Annotated in this window: 23 protein-coding genes and 4 tRNA genes; 11 read left to right on the forward strand and 16 right to left on the reverse strand. The window is 37.1% G+C overall.

Annotated features, from left to right (window positions below; all coding sequences use genetic code 11):
• The first annotated feature begins 59 nt into the window (after positions 1-59).
• Positions 60-524, forward strand: a complete 465-nt coding sequence (locus tag BQ3481_RS07415; protein ID WP_157927701.1) for a redoxin domain-containing protein — start codon at positions 60-62, stop codon at positions 522-524.
• 100 nt (positions 525-624) lie between these two features.
• The gene (locus BQ3481_RS07420) at positions 625-1,479 is read left to right on the forward strand and encodes a mechanosensitive ion channel family protein (RefSeq protein WP_157927702.1); all 855 of its coding nucleotides are present in this window, start codon (positions 625-627) and stop codon (positions 1,477-1,479) included.
• Positions 1,480-1,578: 99 nt separating this feature from the next.
• Here the strand turns inward: BQ3481_RS07420 and BQ3481_RS07425 are convergent, their stop codons facing one another.
• The 7 genes from BQ3481_RS07425 to BQ3481_RS07455 form a co-directional block, all read right to left on the reverse strand.
• On the reverse strand, positions 1,579-2,091 hold the full coding sequence (locus tag BQ3481_RS07425) for an acetyl-CoA carboxylase biotin carboxyl carrier protein subunit (RefSeq protein WP_157927703.1): 513 nt from the start codon (positions 2,089-2,091) through the stop codon (positions 1,579-1,581).
• A 1-nt stretch (position 2,092) separates the two neighbouring features.
• The gene (locus tag BQ3481_RS07430; protein WP_157927704.1) at positions 2,093-3,586 is read right to left on the reverse strand and encodes an acetyl-CoA carboxylase biotin carboxylase subunit; all 1,494 of its coding nucleotides are present in this window, start codon (positions 3,584-3,586) and stop codon (positions 2,093-2,095) included.
• A 6-nt stretch (positions 3,587-3,592) separates the two neighbouring features.
• On the reverse strand, positions 3,593-5,140 hold the full coding sequence (locus BQ3481_RS07435) for an acyl-CoA carboxylase subunit beta (RefSeq protein ID WP_157927705.1): 1,548 nt from the start codon (positions 5,138-5,140) through the stop codon (positions 3,593-3,595).
• A 36-nt stretch (positions 5,141-5,176) separates the two neighbouring features.
• Positions 5,177-5,449, reverse strand: coding sequence for a hypothetical protein (locus BQ3481_RS07440; protein ID WP_157927706.1), 273 nt, complete (start codon positions 5,447-5,449; stop codon positions 5,177-5,179).
• Positions 5,450-5,523: 74 nt separating this feature from the next.
• Positions 5,524-5,841: a hypothetical protein gene (locus BQ3481_RS07445; RefSeq protein WP_157927707.1), complete on the reverse strand. Its 318-nt coding sequence runs from the start codon at positions 5,839-5,841 to the stop codon at positions 5,524-5,526.
• Positions 5,838-6,998: an AAA family ATPase gene (locus tag BQ3481_RS07450; protein WP_394336719.1), complete on the reverse strand. Its 1,161-nt coding sequence runs from the start codon at positions 6,996-6,998 to the stop codon at positions 5,838-5,840. Before BQ3481_RS07450 ends, BQ3481_RS07445 begins: the two co-directional genes overlap by 4 nt.
• Before the next feature lie 6 nt (positions 6,999-7,004).
• On the reverse strand, positions 7,005-8,123 hold the full coding sequence (locus BQ3481_RS07455) for a hypothetical protein (protein ID WP_157927708.1): 1,119 nt from the start codon (positions 8,121-8,123) through the stop codon (positions 7,005-7,007).
• Positions 8,124-8,208: 85 nt separating this feature from the next.
• On the opposite strand from BQ3481_RS07455, the gene BQ3481_RS07460 reads away from it, so the two are divergent.
• Positions 8,209-9,021 (forward strand): inositol monophosphatase family protein, encoded by an 813-nt coding sequence (locus BQ3481_RS07460; protein ID WP_157927709.1) that lies wholly within the window; start codon positions 8,209-8,211, stop codon positions 9,019-9,021.
• A 40-nt stretch (positions 9,022-9,061) separates the two neighbouring features.
• Here BQ3481_RS07460 and BQ3481_RS07465 read toward each other — a convergent pair.
• Positions 9,062-9,171 (reverse strand) — tRNA-Asp (locus tag BQ3481_RS07465).
• A gap of 98 nt (positions 9,172-9,269) precedes the next feature.
• Between BQ3481_RS07465 and BQ3481_RS07470 the strand changes: the two genes are divergently transcribed.
• Positions 9,270-9,343, forward strand: a tRNA-Lys gene (locus tag BQ3481_RS07470).
• An 86-nt stretch (positions 9,344-9,429) separates the two neighbouring features.
• Here the strand turns inward: BQ3481_RS07470 and BQ3481_RS07475 are convergent.
• Positions 9,430-9,639: a hypothetical protein gene (locus BQ3481_RS07475; RefSeq protein ID WP_101009367.1), complete on the reverse strand. Its 210-nt coding sequence runs from the start codon at positions 9,637-9,639 to the stop codon at positions 9,430-9,432.
• Positions 9,640-9,783: 144 nt separating this feature from the next.
• Positions 9,784-11,253, reverse strand: a complete 1,470-nt coding sequence (gene argH, locus BQ3481_RS07480; RefSeq protein WP_157927710.1) for an argininosuccinate lyase — start codon at positions 11,251-11,253, stop codon at positions 9,784-9,786.
• A 50-nt stretch (positions 11,254-11,303) separates the two neighbouring features.
• Between argH and BQ3481_RS07485 the strand changes: the two genes are divergently transcribed.
• On the forward strand, positions 11,304-11,624 hold the full coding sequence (locus tag BQ3481_RS07485; RefSeq protein ID WP_157927711.1) for a metal-sulfur cluster assembly factor: 321 nt from the start codon (positions 11,304-11,306) through the stop codon (positions 11,622-11,624).
• A gap of 4 nt (positions 11,625-11,628) precedes the next feature.
• On the opposite strand, the gene BQ3481_RS07490 is transcribed toward BQ3481_RS07485, so the two are convergent.
• The 4 genes from BQ3481_RS07490 to BQ3481_RS07505 are packed head-to-tail and all read right to left on the reverse strand — an operon-like array spanning position 11,629 to position 14,897.
• The gene (locus tag BQ3481_RS07490) at positions 11,629-12,402 is read right to left on the reverse strand and encodes a succinate dehydrogenase/fumarate reductase iron-sulfur subunit (protein WP_157927712.1); all 774 of its coding nucleotides are present in this window, start codon (positions 12,400-12,402) and stop codon (positions 11,629-11,631) included.
• Positions 12,403-12,404: 2 nt separating this feature from the next.
• Positions 12,405-12,749: a succinate dehydrogenase gene (locus BQ3481_RS07495; RefSeq protein ID WP_157927713.1), complete on the reverse strand. Its 345-nt coding sequence runs from the start codon at positions 12,747-12,749 to the stop codon at positions 12,405-12,407.
• Position 12,750: 1 nt separating this feature from the next.
• On the reverse strand, positions 12,751-13,146 hold the full coding sequence (locus BQ3481_RS07500) for a succinate dehydrogenase (protein ID WP_157928512.1): 396 nt from the start codon (positions 13,144-13,146) through the stop codon (positions 12,751-12,753).
• Positions 13,147-13,184: 38 nt separating this feature from the next.
• Positions 13,185-14,897 (reverse strand): succinate dehydrogenase/fumarate reductase flavoprotein subunit, encoded by a 1,713-nt coding sequence (locus BQ3481_RS07505; protein ID WP_157927714.1) that lies wholly within the window; start codon positions 14,895-14,897, stop codon positions 13,185-13,187.
• Between the two features lie 242 nt (positions 14,898-15,139).
• Here BQ3481_RS07505 and BQ3481_RS07510 point away from each other — a divergent pair, with 242 nt between their 5' ends.
• Complete coding sequence (locus tag BQ3481_RS07510; RefSeq protein ID WP_157927715.1) at positions 15,140-16,000, forward strand: isocitrate lyase/PEP mutase family protein; 861 nt, start codon at positions 15,140-15,142, stop codon at positions 15,998-16,000.
• A 37-nt stretch (positions 16,001-16,037) separates the two neighbouring features.
• On the opposite strand, the gene BQ3481_RS07515 is transcribed toward BQ3481_RS07510, so the two are convergent.
• Positions 16,038-16,322, reverse strand: coding sequence for an AlbA family DNA/RNA-binding protein (locus BQ3481_RS07515; protein WP_157927716.1), 285 nt, complete (start codon positions 16,320-16,322; stop codon positions 16,038-16,040).
• Between the two features lie 53 nt (positions 16,323-16,375).
• Between BQ3481_RS07515 and BQ3481_RS07520 the strand changes: the two genes are divergently transcribed.
• A complete protein-coding gene (locus tag BQ3481_RS07520) occupies positions 16,376-16,783 on the forward strand; it encodes a hypothetical protein (protein WP_157927717.1) in 408 nt (135 codons plus the stop codon).
• Positions 16,784-16,788: 5 nt separating this feature from the next.
• Here the strand turns inward: BQ3481_RS07520 and BQ3481_RS07525 are convergent.
• Positions 16,789-16,862, reverse strand: a tRNA-Ala gene (locus BQ3481_RS07525).
• A 134-nt stretch (positions 16,863-16,996) separates the two neighbouring features.
• Between BQ3481_RS07525 and BQ3481_RS07530 the strand changes: the two genes are divergently transcribed.
• From BQ3481_RS07530 to BQ3481_RS07545, 4 genes are all read left to right on the forward strand, one after another.
• Positions 16,997-17,839: an FAD-binding oxidoreductase gene (locus BQ3481_RS07530; RefSeq protein WP_157927718.1), complete on the forward strand. Its 843-nt coding sequence runs from the start codon at positions 16,997-16,999 to the stop codon at positions 17,837-17,839.
• A gap of 50 nt (positions 17,840-17,889) precedes the next feature.
• Positions 17,890-17,963 (forward strand) — tRNA-Pro (locus BQ3481_RS07535).
• Between the two features lie 68 nt (positions 17,964-18,031).
• Positions 18,032-18,628 (forward strand): hypothetical protein, encoded by a 597-nt coding sequence (locus tag BQ3481_RS07540; RefSeq protein WP_157927719.1) that lies wholly within the window; start codon positions 18,032-18,034, stop codon positions 18,626-18,628.
• A 38-nt stretch (positions 18,629-18,666) separates the two neighbouring features.
• Positions 18,667-19,584, forward strand: a complete 918-nt coding sequence (locus BQ3481_RS07545; protein ID WP_157927720.1) for a branched-chain amino acid transaminase — start codon at positions 18,667-18,669, stop codon at positions 19,582-19,584.

Raw genomic sequence — 19,584 nt, forward strand, 5'->3', positions numbered from 1 at the left:
GATTTCAACCACTTTAATTTCTAAAATGATTGATATATGACAATATCAAAACATACTCTATGGTAAATGTAGGACAAAAGGCACCGCCTTTCACTCTAGTAGATACAGAATTAAAAATGCAAAGTCTAGATGACTTTAAAGGAAAAAAAGTGGTCTTGTCATTTTTTGTAGCGGCAAGTTCTCCGGTATGTACAAAGGAAATGTGCACTTTTAGAGACGAATGGGATCAGATATCAAAACTTGGTGCTCAAGTAATAGGAATTAGTAATGATGGCCCATTTGCAAATAAAGCGTTTGCAGAATCCCAACATCTTAATTTTCCAATACTTGGAGACTATAAGAGTCAGACAATAAGAGATTACGATATTCTAATGCCTGACTTGTTGCACGTGAAGGGATATGATGCAGCAAAAAGATCTGTGTTCATAGTAGATGAGGACGGAAACATAGTCTACAAATGGGTTTCAGACAATCCATTGGTAGAACCAAACTATCAAGAGATCATGAACTTTCTCAAGAAATAAAGTGGAATCTCTTTTAATTTATTTTTAAAATATTTTATATATTAATTAGAAGTATTAGAAATTACCAAAATCTAAATATTAAGAACGACGTTAGGATCAGATGACTGTTCCAAAACAAAATGATTACAAAGACAACATATCAATACTGCAATCACGTAAATTAAAACAAAAATCTCTAAAACACGAATTTACCAATCTAACAATAAAGGCAATAGTTATAGCAATAATAGCTTGGGTTAGCTTATCTATTTTTGAAATATTTGTTGCACCCGCAATGGGGTTGCAATACATACACATCCAGATAGCAAAGACAATTGTTACCATAATACTTGTGTTAGTAATCATTACTGCCATCAGACGTGTTCTCAAAAGATTTTCAAATAAGATGCCAGCACAATTCTCTGCAAGCGTTTCATTTTTTGCTATAGTAGTGATATCTCTGATGGCAAGCATATCTTTGCTATACCAGTGGAATATAGAACCGCAGGAGATCCTAGTTGGTGGAGGAGTTGCAGCAATTATTGTCGGCATTGGAATGTCAACAATAGTAGGTAACATATTCGCAGGAGGATTGATGCTTACTACATTTCCAGCCAAGATTGGCGATTCAATCATGATAGTAAATGACAACATACATGGAAAAGTTGAGGAAATTAACATGATGTATACAAAGGTAATCACAGATCAGGGTACAGAATATGTGGTTCCAAATAATGCAATAATACAAGGTTATATCCGAATCATGAAAGAAATTCCATTAAATGATCGACTGCCATACACAGAAGGAGACAAGATTGAATTGAAAAGTTCATCAGATAAGTATACTGGGATTATCACCAAGATAACTCCAGAATTTACAACCGTCCTAGATGAAAACAAGGAAGTAATCATTACAAATAGTTCCATATTTGACGGTAAATTCATCATAACAAAAGATAACACCGAACATAGTTAATTCTAGAGATATATCGCAGATAAAAAAAATTCAAAATTATTAACAAATTTTGTTCAACAATAAAACACAAAATTCCTTGTCAGTAATTTTGAAAAATATTTATTCGATCTCTGCAAGTACATCATTTTTTGCAACAGATGAACCCTGTTTTATTTTCATGGCTTTGACAACACCATCTTTATGAGACTTGATGGAAATTTGCATTTTCATAGACTCCAAAACACAAACTACATCCCCTTTCTTGACATCATCTCCAGCAGCCACATTTATTGACACGACTCTGCCAGGAATCTGACTTTTTAGATTTATTTGAGAATCAGAAGTAGAATCAGCTCCAGAGTTTTTGTAAACAATTTTGTCCATTTCAGGACGTTTGTTAAATGTCAGTTTTACGCCATCGACTACAAGTGTAATTCTATTAGTACTATTTTCAAGATATTTTGTAATGTGATAAACGCTGTCTAGCATAAACTCGACCTTATCATGGGTCATGGTTATGATTTTGAGATCACGTTCTTTTCCTTGGATTTGCAGTATAAACTCGTTATTACCAAGGGATTTGATGATGTCTCCATCCAAGTTTTCTCCGGTATTTTCTAGTTTGAATTTCATATCAATGTCTATCCACTTGTGTTTTCCATCTAACGTTATGTTCTTTACGCGGTTTTATCTTGTTTTTGAGAAATTCTGAATGTACGAGTGTTGCAGCTAGTGCAGCTTCTGATTTTTGTGATGCATCATTTTTCAAATCATCCTGTAACCTGTCAAGTATCTTGAACCTATCAAGAAAGTCTGTAGACAAGTCACCATTGATGAATTCCTTGCTGTTCAATATGGTCTTGTATAATGGTATAGCAGTCTCGACACCTTCAATGTAGAAATCAGATAGTGCAAGTGCCATTCTTTGTCTAGCTTCTTCAAAGTTTTGTCCCCATGTGATAAGCTTACCCATAAGTGAATCATAGTAAGGTGATACGGTACAACCAGGATAGAGATAGGTATCCACTCGTACTCCTGGGCCTGATGGAATATTAACATCCCATATTTTTCCAGTAGACGGTGCAAAGTCTAGAAATGTATCTTCTGCATTTATTCGACATTCTATGGAACAACCATTTACTTTGAGATCTTTTTGTTTGAAAGGAATTTCTTTTCCATTTGCAATATCAATTTGTAACTTGACAAGATCAAGACCTGAAACTAGCTCAGTTACTGGATGTTCAACTTGCAATCTTGCATTTATTTCTATAAAATAAAAGGTTCCATCATCCAGTCTCAGAAACTCTGCAGTTCCAGCATTATGATAGTCAACAGCAATTGCTGCATTTACTGCTAGCTCTCCTATTTGATCACGTGTTTTTTGATCAACTACCGGAGATGGAGACATTTCGATAAGTTTTTGGTGTCTTCTTTGGATAGAACACTCTCGCTCAAAGATATGTACTGCATTTCCATGTTTGTCACGTGCTAACTGAAGTTCAATATGTCTTATTTTTGGAAGGAATTTCTCAACAAATAGTGCAGATTTACCAAATGCTGCTTTGGATTCACCAGAAGCAACCTCAAAGGCTTGTCTCAATTCTTGTTCATTGTGTACTAGTCTAATTCCTCTACCGCCTCCGCCAAAAACTGACTTTAGTAGAACTGGATATCCAATGTCGTGTGCAATGTTCAATGCTTTTTCAACCTCTTCAACAATTCCTGGGCTTCCAGGCACAGTTGGAACTTTGGCTTTCATCATTGCTCCTTTGCATTCCATTTTATCGCCACAGAGTCTCATTGATTTGCCAGAAGGTCCTATGAAATTGAGATTTTTCTTCTCACAAAGATCCGCAAAGTCTGCATTTTCAGAAAGAAATCCATATCCAGGATGGATTGCATCAGCACCAGAGCTAATTGCAGTCTCTACTATTTTTTCCATGTTCAGATAGCTCTGTGTAGGAGATGCAGGACCTATGTGATATGCTTCACTAGCCATCTTGACATGTCTTGAATTTACGTCCTCATCAGAATAAACTGCCACTGATTTTATTCCTAATGCATTACATGCTTTGATGACACGGATTGCAATTTCGCCTCTGTTTGAGATTAAAATTTTCTTTATCATACCGTTCTAGAGATTAATGTTCCCATGTTTTCTTGGAATTCTTCTTTCCCTCTTATTTGTCAAGGCATCCAAGGCACGAATTAGAGCTGGTCTTGTTTCAGCAGGATCAATCACAGAATCAATTGTGCCGTACGATGCAGCTACGTAAGGATTAGCAAATTTTTCTGTAAAATTATCAACAAGTTGTTTTTTCAATGCGGTTGGATCTTTTGCAGAGTCAAGTTCTTTTCGGTTCATGATTCTTACGGCTGCCTCAGAACCAAGCACAGCTATCTGTGCAGTAGGCCAAGCATAATTGACATCAGTTCCAAGATTTTTGCTTGCCATTGCGATATAGGCTCCACCATACGCTTTACCTATGATAAGTGTAATTTTTGGCACTGTAGCTTCACAATAAGCATACAAGAGTTTACTTCCATGACGGATAATTCCTGCATGTTCCTGTTGGGTTCCAGGCATGTATCCTGGAGTATCGACCAGAGTGATAATTGGAATACTATAGCAATCACAGAACCTTATGAATCTAGATGCCTTGTTAGATGAATCAATATCCAGTGCTCCTGCAAGTACCATTGGTTGATTTGCGACAATTCCTATAGTCTTTCCATGAAGTCTTGCAAATCCAACTACTACATTTGGTGCAAATAATTCGTGTATCTCAAAGAACACATGATTATCTACTATGGATGATATGATTTCTTTCATGTCATACGGTTGTAGTGGATTTTCTGGAATTATATTTATGAGATTGTTGTCTAGTCGGTTTGGATCATCACCAGTTTCTACAACAGGTGCTTCCTCTGTACTGTTCTGAGGGATATATGACAAAAGTGTTTTAACAATATCCATACAATGATACTCATTTTTTCCTACAAAGTGTGCTACACCACTGTTTCTTCCATGAGACATTGCACCTCCAAGTTCATCAAAGGATACTTCTTCTCCAAGCACTGTCTTGACAACCTCTGGACCTGTTACAAACATGGTAGCAATTTTGTCAGCCATAATTACAAAGTCTGTCATTGCAGGTGAATATACTGCTCCTCCTGCTGACGGTCCAACACTAATAGTAATTTGAGGAACTACCCCAGATGCAAGTTGATTATGATAGAATATGCTAGCAAAGCCATCAAGACTTAGTATTCCCTCTTGGATTCTTGCTCCACCTGAATCAATTATTCCAATTACAGGACATCCGACTTTGACTGCATGATCCATAATTTTTGTAATTTTTTTGGCTCCCATCTCACTTAGTGTTCCGCCAAGAACTGTGAAATCATAAGCAAAAAGAAAAACTTGTTTTCCATGTATGGTTCCATATCCTGTCACTACACCATCTCCAAAGAATTTTTTGTTCTGCATGTCAAATTCATAATAATGATGAGTTGTCATGGCGTCAATTTCTGTAAAGCTTCCTTCATCAAGCAATAGATCGATTCGTTCTCGGGCAGTAAGCTTACCCTTTTCATGCTGGCCTTGAATTCTTTCTTCTCCACCACTTTGCTCTGCTTGCCGTCTTTTATGTGAAAAATTTTTTATTTTTTCAGAGTGCATTGTTCGAATTAAAGGCTATTTACAACCTATATTAATTTAATCAGTTTTGACTTCTCTAATACCATCTCTGCCGCCCTTTGCATTACGGAAAACATTCATTCCAATATGATAGTTTTCCCACAATCCTTCAATAATTTGGAGTTCTTCTCTTACAGACTGTATTGTTTCCCTTGTAGCCTGTGGTTCTGCTTCTGTTTTTGCAACTAAATTTCTCTTTTCCACAAGAAGAGCCTCCAGTCCCACCTCATAGTTGGACTCTCCATGAAAAGCTGGATCTAATGGCGCTATCTTTGTGGTGGGCTTTGTCATTTGTTTTTCAATCTCAGGGGTTAGATTTTAAGGTTTTACAGTATGTCTTGAATTCTAGCCAGAATAGATCTTGTTTACTGTTTAAGATTCAACAGAGGATATCGTTTTAATACAGAAATTTGATATAGTGAAAAAGCATCTTTTGCTTCACTGCATTTCTTGCATATGCACATCTGGGAGACCTTGTCTAGATCACAGTTATCTGCAAACTCACAATCAAGGCATCCTGCAGAGCCCCCACAAACTATGCATTTTAGTTGTTTCACTTCTGCACAAGCTTGATGTTTTACTCCCAATCCCTTGGCCCATAGAGCCACTTCATTGACTTCAATTTTTTTATTACAAACAAGACATGTTCCGGCAAATTTCATAGGTATTGCACGCCAGCTCATTTTATCAAAACCATTTCCTTTTGCACAATTGCGTCATCAGTCTCGTTTAGATCCATTTCAATAGACTTGTTCTTGACACAATAGAGAAGATACGGAAGATAAAAAGTTGAAAATGTACTGCGTGATACGTGCATTTGTCTTGCAAGATTCCCAGTCAATCCCTTGATCGCCATGCCATCCCATCTTATTCTATTAAGGACGGGCCATGGAAGGTTAAATTTAGAATATTTTATTGCCATTCCCGGTTTGTATAATTTTAATAAAATACCGTCTAAATAGCGTAAGAGCCGCCACTCCTGTTTTTTCATTATTTTTCCATACAACATATCAGCTTCAGACAAGACGTCGAGCATTTCCTTGAGCGCGGTTGTAGGCAAAGAGCTTGTTATTATACTAGAGTAAAATGAATTAATCTTTTCTCTAGGATCAATCCTCAGGGAATAAAGTATTACCTTAGCTTCTTCAGAAGATTTGGCATTAAAAAATAGATTTACGGATTCTTCCACATCATTTGTTTCATACGACTTGTCAAGTTGAGGTTCAAATCCTCCAGATAGTGCCTGAGCAGAATTTAGAATAGACCTAATATCACCACGTGAATCAATAATCATTTTTATCATGTTACCAATTTTTATTGATGCACCTTCCCGTTTCAGAATTTCTTCAATGTATAATCTCATCAATCTAGGAGGAAGAGGTCTGAGTTTTACGGTGGTTGTAGCTTTTTTTATGGTTTTCATCTTGTCAGACGAGTCAGAATTTGCTGCAAGAATTATTGGTATTGTAGATTCCTTTAGTATGTCAACTAGTGCATCGACACCACCAAAATCAGCTCTTCCATGTATTCCATCTACTTCGTCAATGAAGATCATTGGATTTCCAAGTACGCTACGGTTACCAAGGATTGGGTTGAGAATTTCTTGAATTTTCTGTTTACTTCTTACGTCACTTGCATTCATACCAATTAGATCATAGCCAAACTGCTTTGCCCCCAACACAGCCATGGTTGTTTTCCCTATACCGGGCGGACCAATTAATAGAATGGGTTTTGTTCCTTTGATCCATTTACCAAGCCACTTTACAAATGACTCTTTTGCTTCTTCATTTCCAACCATCTCAAGCAGGTTCTTTGGCCTATATTTCTCAGACCACATCATATCAAATCATTTGGGAATTTTCGATTGGAATTCTTTCCACATTTTTTCTTTTGAAAGTTGATTAAACCAATACATGTTGTAATGTTCTACGGTCAGAAAGAGAAACTCAAGAAAGTCCTTGTGCGAGAAATTCTCAGGTAATAACTCCAGAGCAAGTCTTGCCTCTCCTAGATAAATATCACTCTTTTTCATAGTAAAATCAAATCCTTTTTGAACATCACCTGTAAGGAATGTGTAATAGAGAGGCCATGAAGGAACTTTAACAAATTTATTTTTTATAGAATCTTCAATTTCATTTCCACACCCAACAGATTCTGCAGCTTTTGCCATTCCAAGATAAAAAATTTCGCCAAGCGGGAATCTTGAAAGAGTCATATTCTTTCCAGCAGTTCCCATTACTGCTCTATATTTTTTATAACATTGAATCATCTCTTCTTCAGATATGCTTTTAGGATTCATTTTTAATTTAAAATCTATGTATTGGCCCACCCTTGCATCTTTAAAGCCTCTTTCAAATTCTTCCAATACTTCCTTACCTCCAACAGAAATCTTGTCTCTAGCAAGTTTCAGAATGTATGGATTCATCAGCTTGTAATCATCCAAAAACTCTACATCTTCATCCTTGTCCATTATTCTATCCATCGGTTCACTCAGATCAATTGCTATTATGTGACCATCAATGATATCAGTTTTTTTCTTTGTATCATTGTCATCACCAAAGTATTGAGTAGAGGCATCATACAATGCACTAAAAACTGGAAATGTCATTTTAACAAAATTAGAATTGAGTATTCTTGATACCCTATCTAAAAGAGTATCATAGTTTTCTAATCTCTTTCGTACCTCATCTATCTGTGATTTTTGAAGAATTATTTCAATAGAGCCTACTTCTTTGGCAAATTTTTCTTGAGTTTCAAACGGATTAGGATCAGATTTTATCTCTCTCAGCAGATCTTCGGCAAATCTTTTGGTGAATTTTGGAAACTCCTCCTCTGCTTCCTTTTTATATTTGTCAAATAGTCGATATCCCTTGCTTTTGAACAATGCCTGTTTTACAATGTCCTTTCCCGGCTTGGTGGACAATAATGCCTCCTTACTAAAGATAGACTCATCTTTACTGCTCACACAATGGCACAACTTTTTTGCTATTTATGCATTCAGCCTCTTTTTTATTACTTAAAATAAATTAGGACTGGGAAAAGAAAAGATTGTGAAAGTAATTAACGTTTTAGAAGAGGCTGCAAAGAGAGTACACAAGAATGTAAAACATCTAGCAGGAACAAAGGAATCCGGTACAGATCATGGAATGGGAGCAGGTGGAGATATTTCTCGCAGAATTGACATTGTAGCAGAAAAGACTGTTCTTGATTACCTTCGTGAGATAAATTTTGAGTGTACGGTATTTGGAGAAGAATGTGGTATTGTTAAATTGTCACCAAATCCAAAAGGATTTATCATAATGGATGCAATTGACGGCTCAACTAATGCAGTAAGAGGTTTACCATTCTTTTGTTGTTCACTAGCATACACACCTGAAGACAAACTAAGTTCTGTAACAGATGGAGTAGTGATGGATCTACATAATGGAGATTTGTATTCAGCATCAAAAGGCAAAGGGGCATATATGAATGGAAAAAAAATTCAGGTTCACAAAGAAAAACCAATTTACTTTGTTGTTGGTGTTGATATTTCTGGAATTTCACCAGATGTACTCCCACAACTAGCGCCAATTCTTTCAGCATCAAACCATGTAAGACATTTTGGAGCTGTAGCACTTGAACTTGCAATATTTGCTCGCGGACTGGTCGATGTATTTGTAGATCTAAGAAAAAAATTAAGAATCACTGATGTTGCTGCGGGATATCTCATAGCATCAGAAGCTGGTGGATATGTAGTTGATGAAAATGGTATGCCACTTGACTCAAACCTGAGCTATGACAAGAGAATTTCATTCATAGCCGCTGCAAATGAAGAAACACTTGCGGATGTAAGGAAAAAACTAGGTTTATCACCCAAGATCTGAGATTTAGTTTTTGAGTTGTCTTATTCCCGAGAAAAATTTATGGCGCCCTTGGCGGGATTTGAACACGCGTCGAGGCCGTGACAGGGCCCCATTCTAGACCGGGCTTTACGAGGATTGGAATTGACCACATCCCCTCTATACTACAAGGGCGTTGAAATACTGTCAAAGAAAATCTGAGTTTAAAGCTTTCTTTTCGTTAAAAAATTTTGTAAAAGACTAAATTATACACAACTATGACCCTTCGCTATGGGTTCGTAGCTCAGCCAGGTAGAGTACCGGACTTTTAATCCGGCTGTCCGGGGTCCGAATCCCCGCGAACCCGCTATTTCATAGGTCTATTTCTGAGGCTTGGAATACTGTCATAAAGCATCATTGTATACTCGAGTACCAAAAATAGAAAAATTCTAACTAACTTAGGTTCAGTTCTGGAAACTCTGCTTGCTTGATTCCCAAGTCATGCTGGAGTGTTCTGATCTTCTTTGCATATTCAGCCATTCGGGTGTTATCACTCTGTACCTTGGCGATTTTGTATCCACGCCAAGCTTTTTTGAGTGCACCCCATGTCTGACCTGCAGTGTAGTTAGGGTTGTTTGTTTGCGGTTGTACGAATTGATACATACTAGAAAATGAGTTGTAAAAATCAAATATCAGTACATATGTTAAGTAAAATCAATATAAAAGTCAAGTTTTTCATATTAAATTCAGACATTTATCAATTTTATCTATAAAAACTTTCAATTCTTGAATATTTTTTGAGGTATTTTAGGTTTTGTTTTTTATCAGAGTGTTTACAGCATTTTCCAGACTCTCAATTGCTTCTCTCACTTCATTTGTTCTCTTGCGTGTACCCATTACATATGCCTGGATCTTTCTTTTTCTATCAGCAATCATTCTTTGCTGTTCATGTTTACCAGAAGATCCTTGGGACTGTCTAGTTTCAAGTGATGATTCGGGAGTTGTGGACTGGATAATTTTGTAGAGATCCTTTGAATCAATTTCATTAGATGGAATTGTTTTTTTTATTTCAGATATGGATAATTCAGTTAGGGATTTTTTTGATTTATCTGCCATTTGTACAAGATGTCCAACTATTTTGTGTGATACTCTAAATGGTATACCTTTTCGTACCAAATGTTCTGCAATATCAAGAGAGATTGAGAACCCACCATCAATTGCTTGTCGTAGTTTTTTCTCATTTACAGTCATGGTTTTAAGAAGAGAATTGATGACAATCAATGATGATATTATTATCTTGGAAGTTGGCCAAATTGAGACCTTGATTTGTTGAAGATCCCTGTTATATCCAGATGGGAGGCCCTTTAGATTTGACAATATTGCCATCTGATATCCTATCACTTGTGCAGTTTTTCCACGGATGAGCTCAAGTATATCAGGATTTTTCTTTTGTGGCATGACACTTGACGTAGAAGTAAACTTGTCTGATAGTTCAAGAAAAGAAAATTCTGAGGTAGACCATATGATAAAATCTTCTGCCATCCTACTCAGATTTGTCATCATGATGGAAGAGTTGCTCACATATTCTGCAACAAAGTCTCTTGATGAAGTTGCATCAATTGAATTCTCAACCAGCCCCTTGAATCCAAGCATTTTTGCAGTAAATTGTCGATCAATTGGGATACTGGTACCCCCAACAGGACCTGCGCCAAGAGGGGATTCATTGATTCTACCATATGTAACATAGAACCTGTCAAGATCCCGAAATAGAGCATCAGCATATGCCAAAAGAAAGTGAGAGAACAACCCAACCTGAGCCTGTTGAAGATGAGTATACAGAGGCACAATCGTATTTTGGTGCTTTTCTGCTAGTTGTATCAGTGTAGATATAGTTTCGTTTAAGCAAAAACAGACAATATTGACATCATTTCGTATCTTCATACGCATGTCAAGTGTTACCTGATCATTTCTTGAGCGCGCAGTATGCATCTTTCCACCAGCTTCTTTTCCTGCTTTTTTTATCACTAGAGACTCGATTAGTTCATGAATGTCTTCGGCCTCTGACTCTGCAGAAAAGTCTTCTTCTTTTAGTTTCTCCAAGGCATCAAGAATCTTTCCTGCTTCTGGTTTTGTTATTATTTTATTGTTAAAAAGCATCAATGTGTGAGCCTGACTTCCAAGTATATCGTACAATGCAATTTGAAAGTCATCTGAAATTGATGAAAGAAATTCTAATGTGTTTTCATCTAGTTTTCCTTCTAATCTAGATCTGTACATCAATTTAGGAAATAGAATGGTTATATATAGCATAGACGCTTTTTTTATTTATGTCACAGGCATCTCAAGACCTGAGAAGACAAATTTTTGATGAACTAACAAAAGTGGTTGATCCAGAAATAAATGTCTCAATAATGGAACTTGAGCTAGTCGATAATATCGATATAGCAGGATCAGAAGTTAAAATTGATCTGCATTTGACTAGTCCATTTTGTCCAGCAATATTCGGATTCAAGATTGCACAGGATGTACATGACAACTTGCTCAAGATAGATGGAATTAACGATGTAAAAGTAAATGTTTCAAATCATTTCATGGCAGAAGCCATAAACAATCAGGTAAACACTAGCAAGAATCCCAAAAAGCCTTAGAATATTATTTTCTAAACCCCAAAAGATATCCCCTGAGCAATTGTATTGCCATTGCAGGGTCTACACCTTTTGGACATACATGACTACAGGATCCAGCAAAGTGACATCTCCATATACCATGAGAATCATCAATGATTTTTAATCGGTCATCTTTTCCTTTATCCCTATTATCTGCCACATATCTATAAGCTTGTGCAAGCCCCTGAGGGCCTATAAATGACGTATCTGTAGCCATGGTTGGACATGCAGAGTTACACAGACCACATTTAATACAGTAAGAGAACTGGAGAAACTTTTCAAGATCCTGCGGTGTTTGTATGAATTCCTTTGATTCTGATGTTACTTCAGAGTCTTCTCTGATGATAAAGGGTTTCATTTTTTTGTGGTTTGTGATTAGTTGTTTAAAATCGACTGCAAGATCCCGGATTATTGGAAAGTTGTTCATTGGTTCAACTGTTATAACATTTGAGCTTAATTCTGAAATCTTTGTGTAGCATGCCAACGCTGGCTTTCCATTTATTTTCATTCCACAAGAACCACATGATGCTTGCCTACAGGAATATCTCACTGCTATAGAGTGGTCAAAATTTTGTTTTACATACAATATTGCTTCCAAAACCGTAGTCCATTTCTGAACTGGAATCTGAAATTCTGAGAATGCTGACTCTTGTCCTTCTGAAGGATTAGACCTAGATATTCTAAGAGTTATGGTATTTGGCTGGTTAGTAGTTTTTGCATTTGATTCTTCAGGCGGTTTTGGTGCCGTTACAACTGCCATTTCTAAGAAACCCCCATTCCCGCCATCAATATAGTTCTTGAGCCATATGCAATCAATGCCGCCATAGCTGCAAGAGATCCATAGTTAATCATTTTTTCATATGTTGAACCTTGTTTTAATTCCAAGAGGATTACTCGAAGGCCGTTGAAGCCATGCACTGAAAGCAGAATTAGTACAGCTTCTAGCATCAATGCATATGGAAGAAAATGATAGTTTGCAATCACGTTTTGATATTGTAGTGAATCAGAAAATTTCTGTGACATTCTCATCAATATGTGTACAGCAACAAGTGCCACAGCTCCTAATGCTGTACCATAATGTATTTTCATGATAATGCTTTCTCGCATCTTAATCACCAAATAGTACTGATGCACCATACATCATGGCTAGAGCTGCAAGAGCAATTGAAACCCAGATACAAAGTCGTTGTTTATAGTTAAGTGATGCTGCCTTGTATGGATATTCTGGTTGTCCAGGTTTGCCAACCCCTATACCTCCATGGCCTAGCATGACTCTAATTCCATTTGCAGTGTGAAACACACACATGCCAATTACCAGTGTAAGAAAGATGTGTCCTTGTGGAGTTTGTGTGAATTCTAGCATCTTGTCCCAAGCTATTTTCCCGTTAACAATTGTGCTAGTTTCATAAATATGACCTATCAAATATGCAAGTAATCCAAGTCCGGTAAGCCTCTGTAACCAGTATGCAACACGTTCTATTCCATATCTGGTCGGGTTTGCCATTCCCTTTATGCCTTCACGGTTTGACAATCTTTCTGCCACTAGTATTTCCTCTCCACTGGCTTGTATTTAGTAATAGTTACAGGATGTGTCTTTAGAACTGGTTCCTTAGTATCATAATACACAAGAGTATGATGTAGAAAGTTCTTATCGTCCCTATCAGGATAGTCAACTCTCGCATGTGCACCTCTTGATTCCTTTCTTGCAATTGCACCCATTAGAATAACTTCGGCAACACGAAACATAGAATCAAGCTCCATAACATTTGTGAAGTTTGTGTTATACTCTTTAGCTTTATCATCAACATGTTTCCAAGTTTTTTGTTGTAGTTGTCGCACTTGTTTCAATCCCTCAATTAGATTGCTTTCAGTCCTGAAGACATAAGCTTTTGAATTCATAATATCAGTCAATTCCTGGCGTACTTCGTATGGGTTTACACTTCCACTTCCTCGGAAAATTCCATCGTAGATTCTTTTTTCTTCAGTAGCAATCAAGTGCATTGGAAAAGGTGGTTGAGGCTTCCCCTCAAGAACATATTTTGCAGCTAGTTCACCTGTGATCTTTCCCCATACAATACACTCGGACGTGGAGTTTGCCCCTAGTCTATTTGCACCATGAACACTATTGCATGCAACTTCACCAGCTGCCCATATTCCTTGTATTTCCGTTGCACCATCTATGTTTGTATGAATTCCTCCCATCATGTAATGACATACCGGTCTGACATCGATTGGTTCAGTTACTGGATCTATACCAGAAAATTTTAAGGAAATTTCTCTTATTGCAGGAAGTTTTCCGATAATTACTTCCTTACCAAGGTGTGTCAAATCTAGTTTTAGGCATTCCACACCTGTTTCATTTTTGAAACCCCGACCCTCATTAATTTCTGTCATCATAGCACGTGAAACCACATCTCTTGAAGCAAGCTCAAGCTTGTTGGGAGCATATTTTTTCATAAATCTCTCCCCATCTTTGTTTATTAGATAACCGCCTTCACCTCTAGCAGCTTCTGTAATCAAAATTCCAGATGGTAATATTCCAGTGGGATGAAATTGGACAAATTCCATATCTTTTAATGCCATTCCAGCACGATATGCCATGTCTAACCCATCAGGAGTTGAAGCTAATGAATAAGTTGAAAAACTATAGACTCGTCCTGCTCCACCAGTTGCAATAATCAATGCTTTTGCCTTGAATGTATAAAAATTACCATTTGATAGTTCGATTGCTGTAATGCCGCAGAAGCGTTGACCATCGTGAATTATAGATGTAACAAACCATTCATTGTAGAATTCTATGTTATCAAATTTCTGACAAGTATCATACAAGGTCTGCATCTCGTAGAATCCAACTTTATCTTGAGCATATGTTGCACGGCTAAAGCTATAACCTCCAAATGGTCTCTGACCAATTTTTCCATCTTCCCTTCTAGACCAGGGCATCCCCCAATGTTCAAGTTGATATATTTCAGACGGCATTTCTGAAACTAGTCTTTCAATGACGTCTTGATCTCCAAGAAAGTCGCTTCCTTTTACAGTATCATATACATGGGATTCAAGAGAATCTCCTTCTTCAGGATATAAAACAGCCGCTGTTCCGCCTTCAGCAGATACAGAGTGTGAACGCATGACTTGAAGTTTTGAAATAACTCCAATCTTGATCTTTGAACTTACCTTTGATGCTTGAATTGCTGCTCTGAGACCAGCAAGGCCAGAACCTACTATCAAGAGATCAAGTTCTATGCTGTTGACCATTATTCGACATTCTCCTTTCCACGCTTCATAAATATGTCTTGTGAAGGATTTTAATCAGGATATATTACTATCATGTAAATCTTAGATGGTTTTTGAACCCCCTTAGTTAGAGTTCGACTTTAGAAGATTTTCAATATATTTTACAGGTTGTTGAAAAATATTCCAATCAGAAAAAGTCATGGCTAGAAAAAGTGTCAAGTGTTAACTAAGCAATAAATAATTGTAGAACAACATAGCCGCAGTTGACAAATATTAGAAAATTATTACTAGATAAATCAAAACCACTTGTCTTTCCCGGGGTTTATGATGCCATAACTGCAAGAGTAGCCCAAAAAGCGGGCTTTGAAGCAATGTTTCAGACAGGATATGGAACATCTGCAGCACTTCTAGGTATGCCAGATTATGGTTTCATAGGATCCACCGAAACAATTGAAAATGCAAGAAGAATATGCAAGTCAGTATCTGTTCCGGTCATAGTAGATGCGGACACAGGGTATGGCAATCCGTTAAGCGTATGGAAACTTGTAAACGAGCTGGAATCGGTTGGGGCATCAGGCATATTTCTTGAAGATCAGAAATGGCCAAAAAGATGTGGACATATGTCAGGCAAGGAAGTAATTCCAAAAGAAGAGTATGCCGAAAAACTTCGTGCAGCTATTGATGCTAGAAAGAGTAAAGATTTCATAATTGTTGCCAGGACCGATGCGCGAGCCACTGAAGGTCTTGATGCTGCAATAGACAGAGGCCTGTTTTACAAAGAGATTGGTGCCGATGTAATTTTTGTTGAAGCGCCAAAATCAATTGAAGAAATGAAAAAAATAGGCAGATCAATCAAGGCTCCCCTGGTTGCAAACATGATAGAAGGAGGAGCAACACCTGTTCTACCATCCAAGGAATTACACATTATGGGGTTCAATCTTATTTTGTATCCATTATCTGTGCTATATGCAAATACATTTGCAACATTGAAGATCTTAAGAGAATTGAAAAAAACCGGAACTACACTAAAGTTGAAAGAAACTCTTGTAAATTTTGATGAATTTAATAATATTGTAGACCTTTCCAAATTCAAAAAAATGGAAAGTAAATATTCAACAAAATAAGTGACAAAAAAGAAAAGAGTCGTTCAAGGTTACTATCTTAAGAGTGCGTTCTCTTTACTTCTATTTCTATAGTAGAAACATTCCTAGAGCGTCCATCTTGTGATTGCATTTGTTCTGAACCTATCTTGATGTTTCCTACGGCATAGCCGGCATTTTCCGTTTTTCGTGCAATGATTTGAGCAACATCCACTGCATGGCCGATACTAAGTCCTCTTGCCTTGATTGATATTTTTGGTTGGTTTGCCAACTGTATGAGCGCAGAAGTAACATACGACATAAGTGGCTTTTTTCCAATGTAGATAATGTCTCTAGATTCGGACATGCGCTAACTACCATTTGGGATAATTTAAATCTAAGAATGAAAAATTCGAGGCAATGAAGTTTTTACTATTCCTAATTTTTGTAGGAACGATAATTGGATCTAGTTCTGCGTATGGATACGAAGAGACGTCAACATCAGACTTTAAGATAGTAAATTCTCTCGGTGAGGAAATAAAATCTCCAGTAGTTGACCAACAGCTCAATTTACAAACATCATTAAAAAACGTAAGTGAAAAAAATATTGATTGGGCATACATAGTTCAAGTGATTAACTCAGATGGCGCAATTGTTGATCTCAATTATGCAACAGGGTCTCTTGCAAAAAATCAAACTCTTGCTGCAGCACTGTCATGGACCCCAAGTGCTGCAGGAAACTACAAAATCGAGGTATTTGTTTGGGATAATTTACGTGACATAAATCCACTTGCTCCCATGTCAACACATTCAATTACTGTAACTTGAAAAAGTGGACCGGGTGGGATTTGAACCCACGATCTCACCCATGCCAAGGGCGTATCCTACTAGGCTAGACGACCGGCCCATGTTCAACCAGAATATTGCATCTGATTTGCATTAACTTTTTTTGAGAGGTTATTAACGTTTAGTGTAAATCAAAAATTTGGGATGTGAAATAACAGCATAAGATATTTAACTATCTAAATCAAAAATCCTCGCGTGGTCGTAGACAGTAAAGCGATAATCTCATACATACAAATTCAGAAAGAAGATTTAGCGGTTTTTAGATTCATACCAAAAGAAGGTGGCGATGTACCACAGTACAAGGCTGGACAGTTTCTCACACTTGGAGCACATGTACCTGCAGAGAACAAGATAATTAGAAGAGCATATTCAATTGCATCAAATCCAGAGAACAGAAAATATATTGAATTATACATCAGATGGGTAAGAAAGCCACTTCCAGGACGTCTTACTACAGTATTATTTAGTGCAAAAGAAGGAGACGAGATAATTTGGTTAAAACCTACCGGCCCATTTACCATTGAAGAAAAGAAACCAGATGGTGAACCAGATAATAGAAGAATAGTTTGTCTTGGCGGCGGTACAGGTCTTGCACCATTTCTTAGTTATGCAAAACATCTTCACGCAGTAGGAAGTAAGAGAGAAATTGTAGTATATCATGGTGCTAGCTATGTTGACGAATTAGGTTACAGAGATGAATTAACCAAACTAGAAGAGGAAAGTCTTGACAAAGGAAGAGACAAGTGGAATTTCAGATACAGAGCTACTATAAGTAGACCAGATGAATGGTTTAACAGAACTTGGAATGGTCACAAAGGCAGAGTAGAAAGTTTCCTACAGTCAAAAGATGGAGAAATGTCCCCACTTGAAAAAATGGTTGGTGAGAAAATTACAAAGGATAATACAGTATTTTTCATTTGTGGTTGGCAAGGAACTATAGATGGTTGCCTAGACGTTTTGACACCAAAAGGTTTTGTCACAGAAAGAAGCAAGAGAGCAGACAAGAGTTTTGAAATAAAATACGAATCGTACGGCTAGACAAAATTTCCTTTGAAAGAATAATATTCCATTACCATAGCGAGTCTTACAGGGACGTAGGTTAGCTTGGTAGACTGCCAGCCTCGGGCGCTGGATGTCGTGGGTTCAAGTCCCATCGTCCCTATTTTTGTGGAGATTTATCACAATTTTGAATAAATGATTGAAATATGACACAAAAATACAGAGAAACAGTTGACAGTAGCAATCTATCTTGCGCATTTGAATCCTGTTACCAAGGCACATGTAGAAATTATTAATGAATTAAAAAATGAAGGTCAGGTAAGAATTTTACCAGTCATATTCATGAAGAATAAGAAGGAGATCAATAGTAGAAGTTTTCCTTTTAGTTATGAATTGAGGAAAAAAATGCTTCATGCAGTATTTGGCAACAATGTCACAGTTGTACCAAACTATACATTTTATGCACCATTTGCAAAATACATGCCCCCAATGTTATCACCATATTCATGGAAAATAAAAAAACAGATTCTTGACGGGGTAGAGACAGATTATTTTACATATACTGGTGACAAGGCTGAGGGTTTTGTGCTTAAGTTGTACGGTCTCAATCCCAGAGTAGGAAAAAGAAAGGAAACCTCTGCATCATCTGTAAAACAAAAAATGTTTGATGCAGCAATGGGAAAGGATACGGACTGGGAAAGCTATGTCGAGCCCGAAGTAGTACGGATAATACGTGAGAGTTGGGACGTTGTTAAAAAATTTGCAAATGCCGAGGATCTTACATACAGAGTATTAGGAATGAAATTTCCCAGCATAGGATTTTGGTAGAGAAATAGATTAATTATAGACAGATTCGGTTTTTCAATATGAAGCCTTTTGTTCCAAAATTTGTTTGGTTTGATGGCAAGATAGTAAAAGATGAGGATGCAAAGGTTCCAGTCATGACTCATGCCATACATTATGGAACATCGGTTTTTGAAGGACTGCGAGGATATTGGGATTCCAAAAACTTGAATATTTTCAGATTGCAAGATCATATCAAGAGATTTAGAAATTCAGGCAAGGTGTATTCAATTTCTCTTAGATTTACAGACAAAGAAATTGCCAATGCAATAATTCAGATTTGTAAAAAAAATAATGTTAAAGAATCATGCTACATAAGGCCGTTTTATTTTGTAGGCAAACATGGAATCAATCTCCATGTAACTGAAAAAACTCCTACACATGCAGTAATAGTTATGTTCCCTTTCGGAGAACTGTTTAACAAGAACGGGATAAAGATAGGTACGTCTTCATGGAGACGAATTCATGACATCTCTACACCACCGCTTGCAAAGATGGGTGGAAATTATCTTAATTCCATACTAGCAACACAAGAGTCAAAAAGAAATGGCTATGATGAAGCCATTTTGTTAGACCATCTAGGAAACATAAGTGAAGCCCCTGGTGAAAATATCTTTGTCGTCAGAGATGGAAAGTTGTTAACTCCCCCACCCAGCTCATCAGCATTAGAAGGAATAACAAAAGATTCGGTAGTCAAGATAGCAGAAGATCTTGGCTATCAAATAATAGAGCGCGAGATTCCCAGGACAGAGATTTACTTTGCTGACGAAGTATTTCTGACAGGAACTGCAGCAGAAATAACTCCAGTTATTTCTGTAGATAACAAGATGATAGGAGACGGCAAGGTAGGAAAAATTACAAGAGACATTAAAAAGATCTATTCAGATATCACCATGGGTAAAAACAAGAAATACTCAAAATGGATAACATCGGTGTACTAG

The organism is Candidatus Nitrosotalea okcheonensis (genome assembly GCF_900177045.1).
Classification (GTDB): domain Archaea; phylum Thermoproteota; class Nitrososphaeria; order Nitrososphaerales; family Nitrosopumilaceae; genus Nitrosotalea; species Nitrosotalea okcheonensis.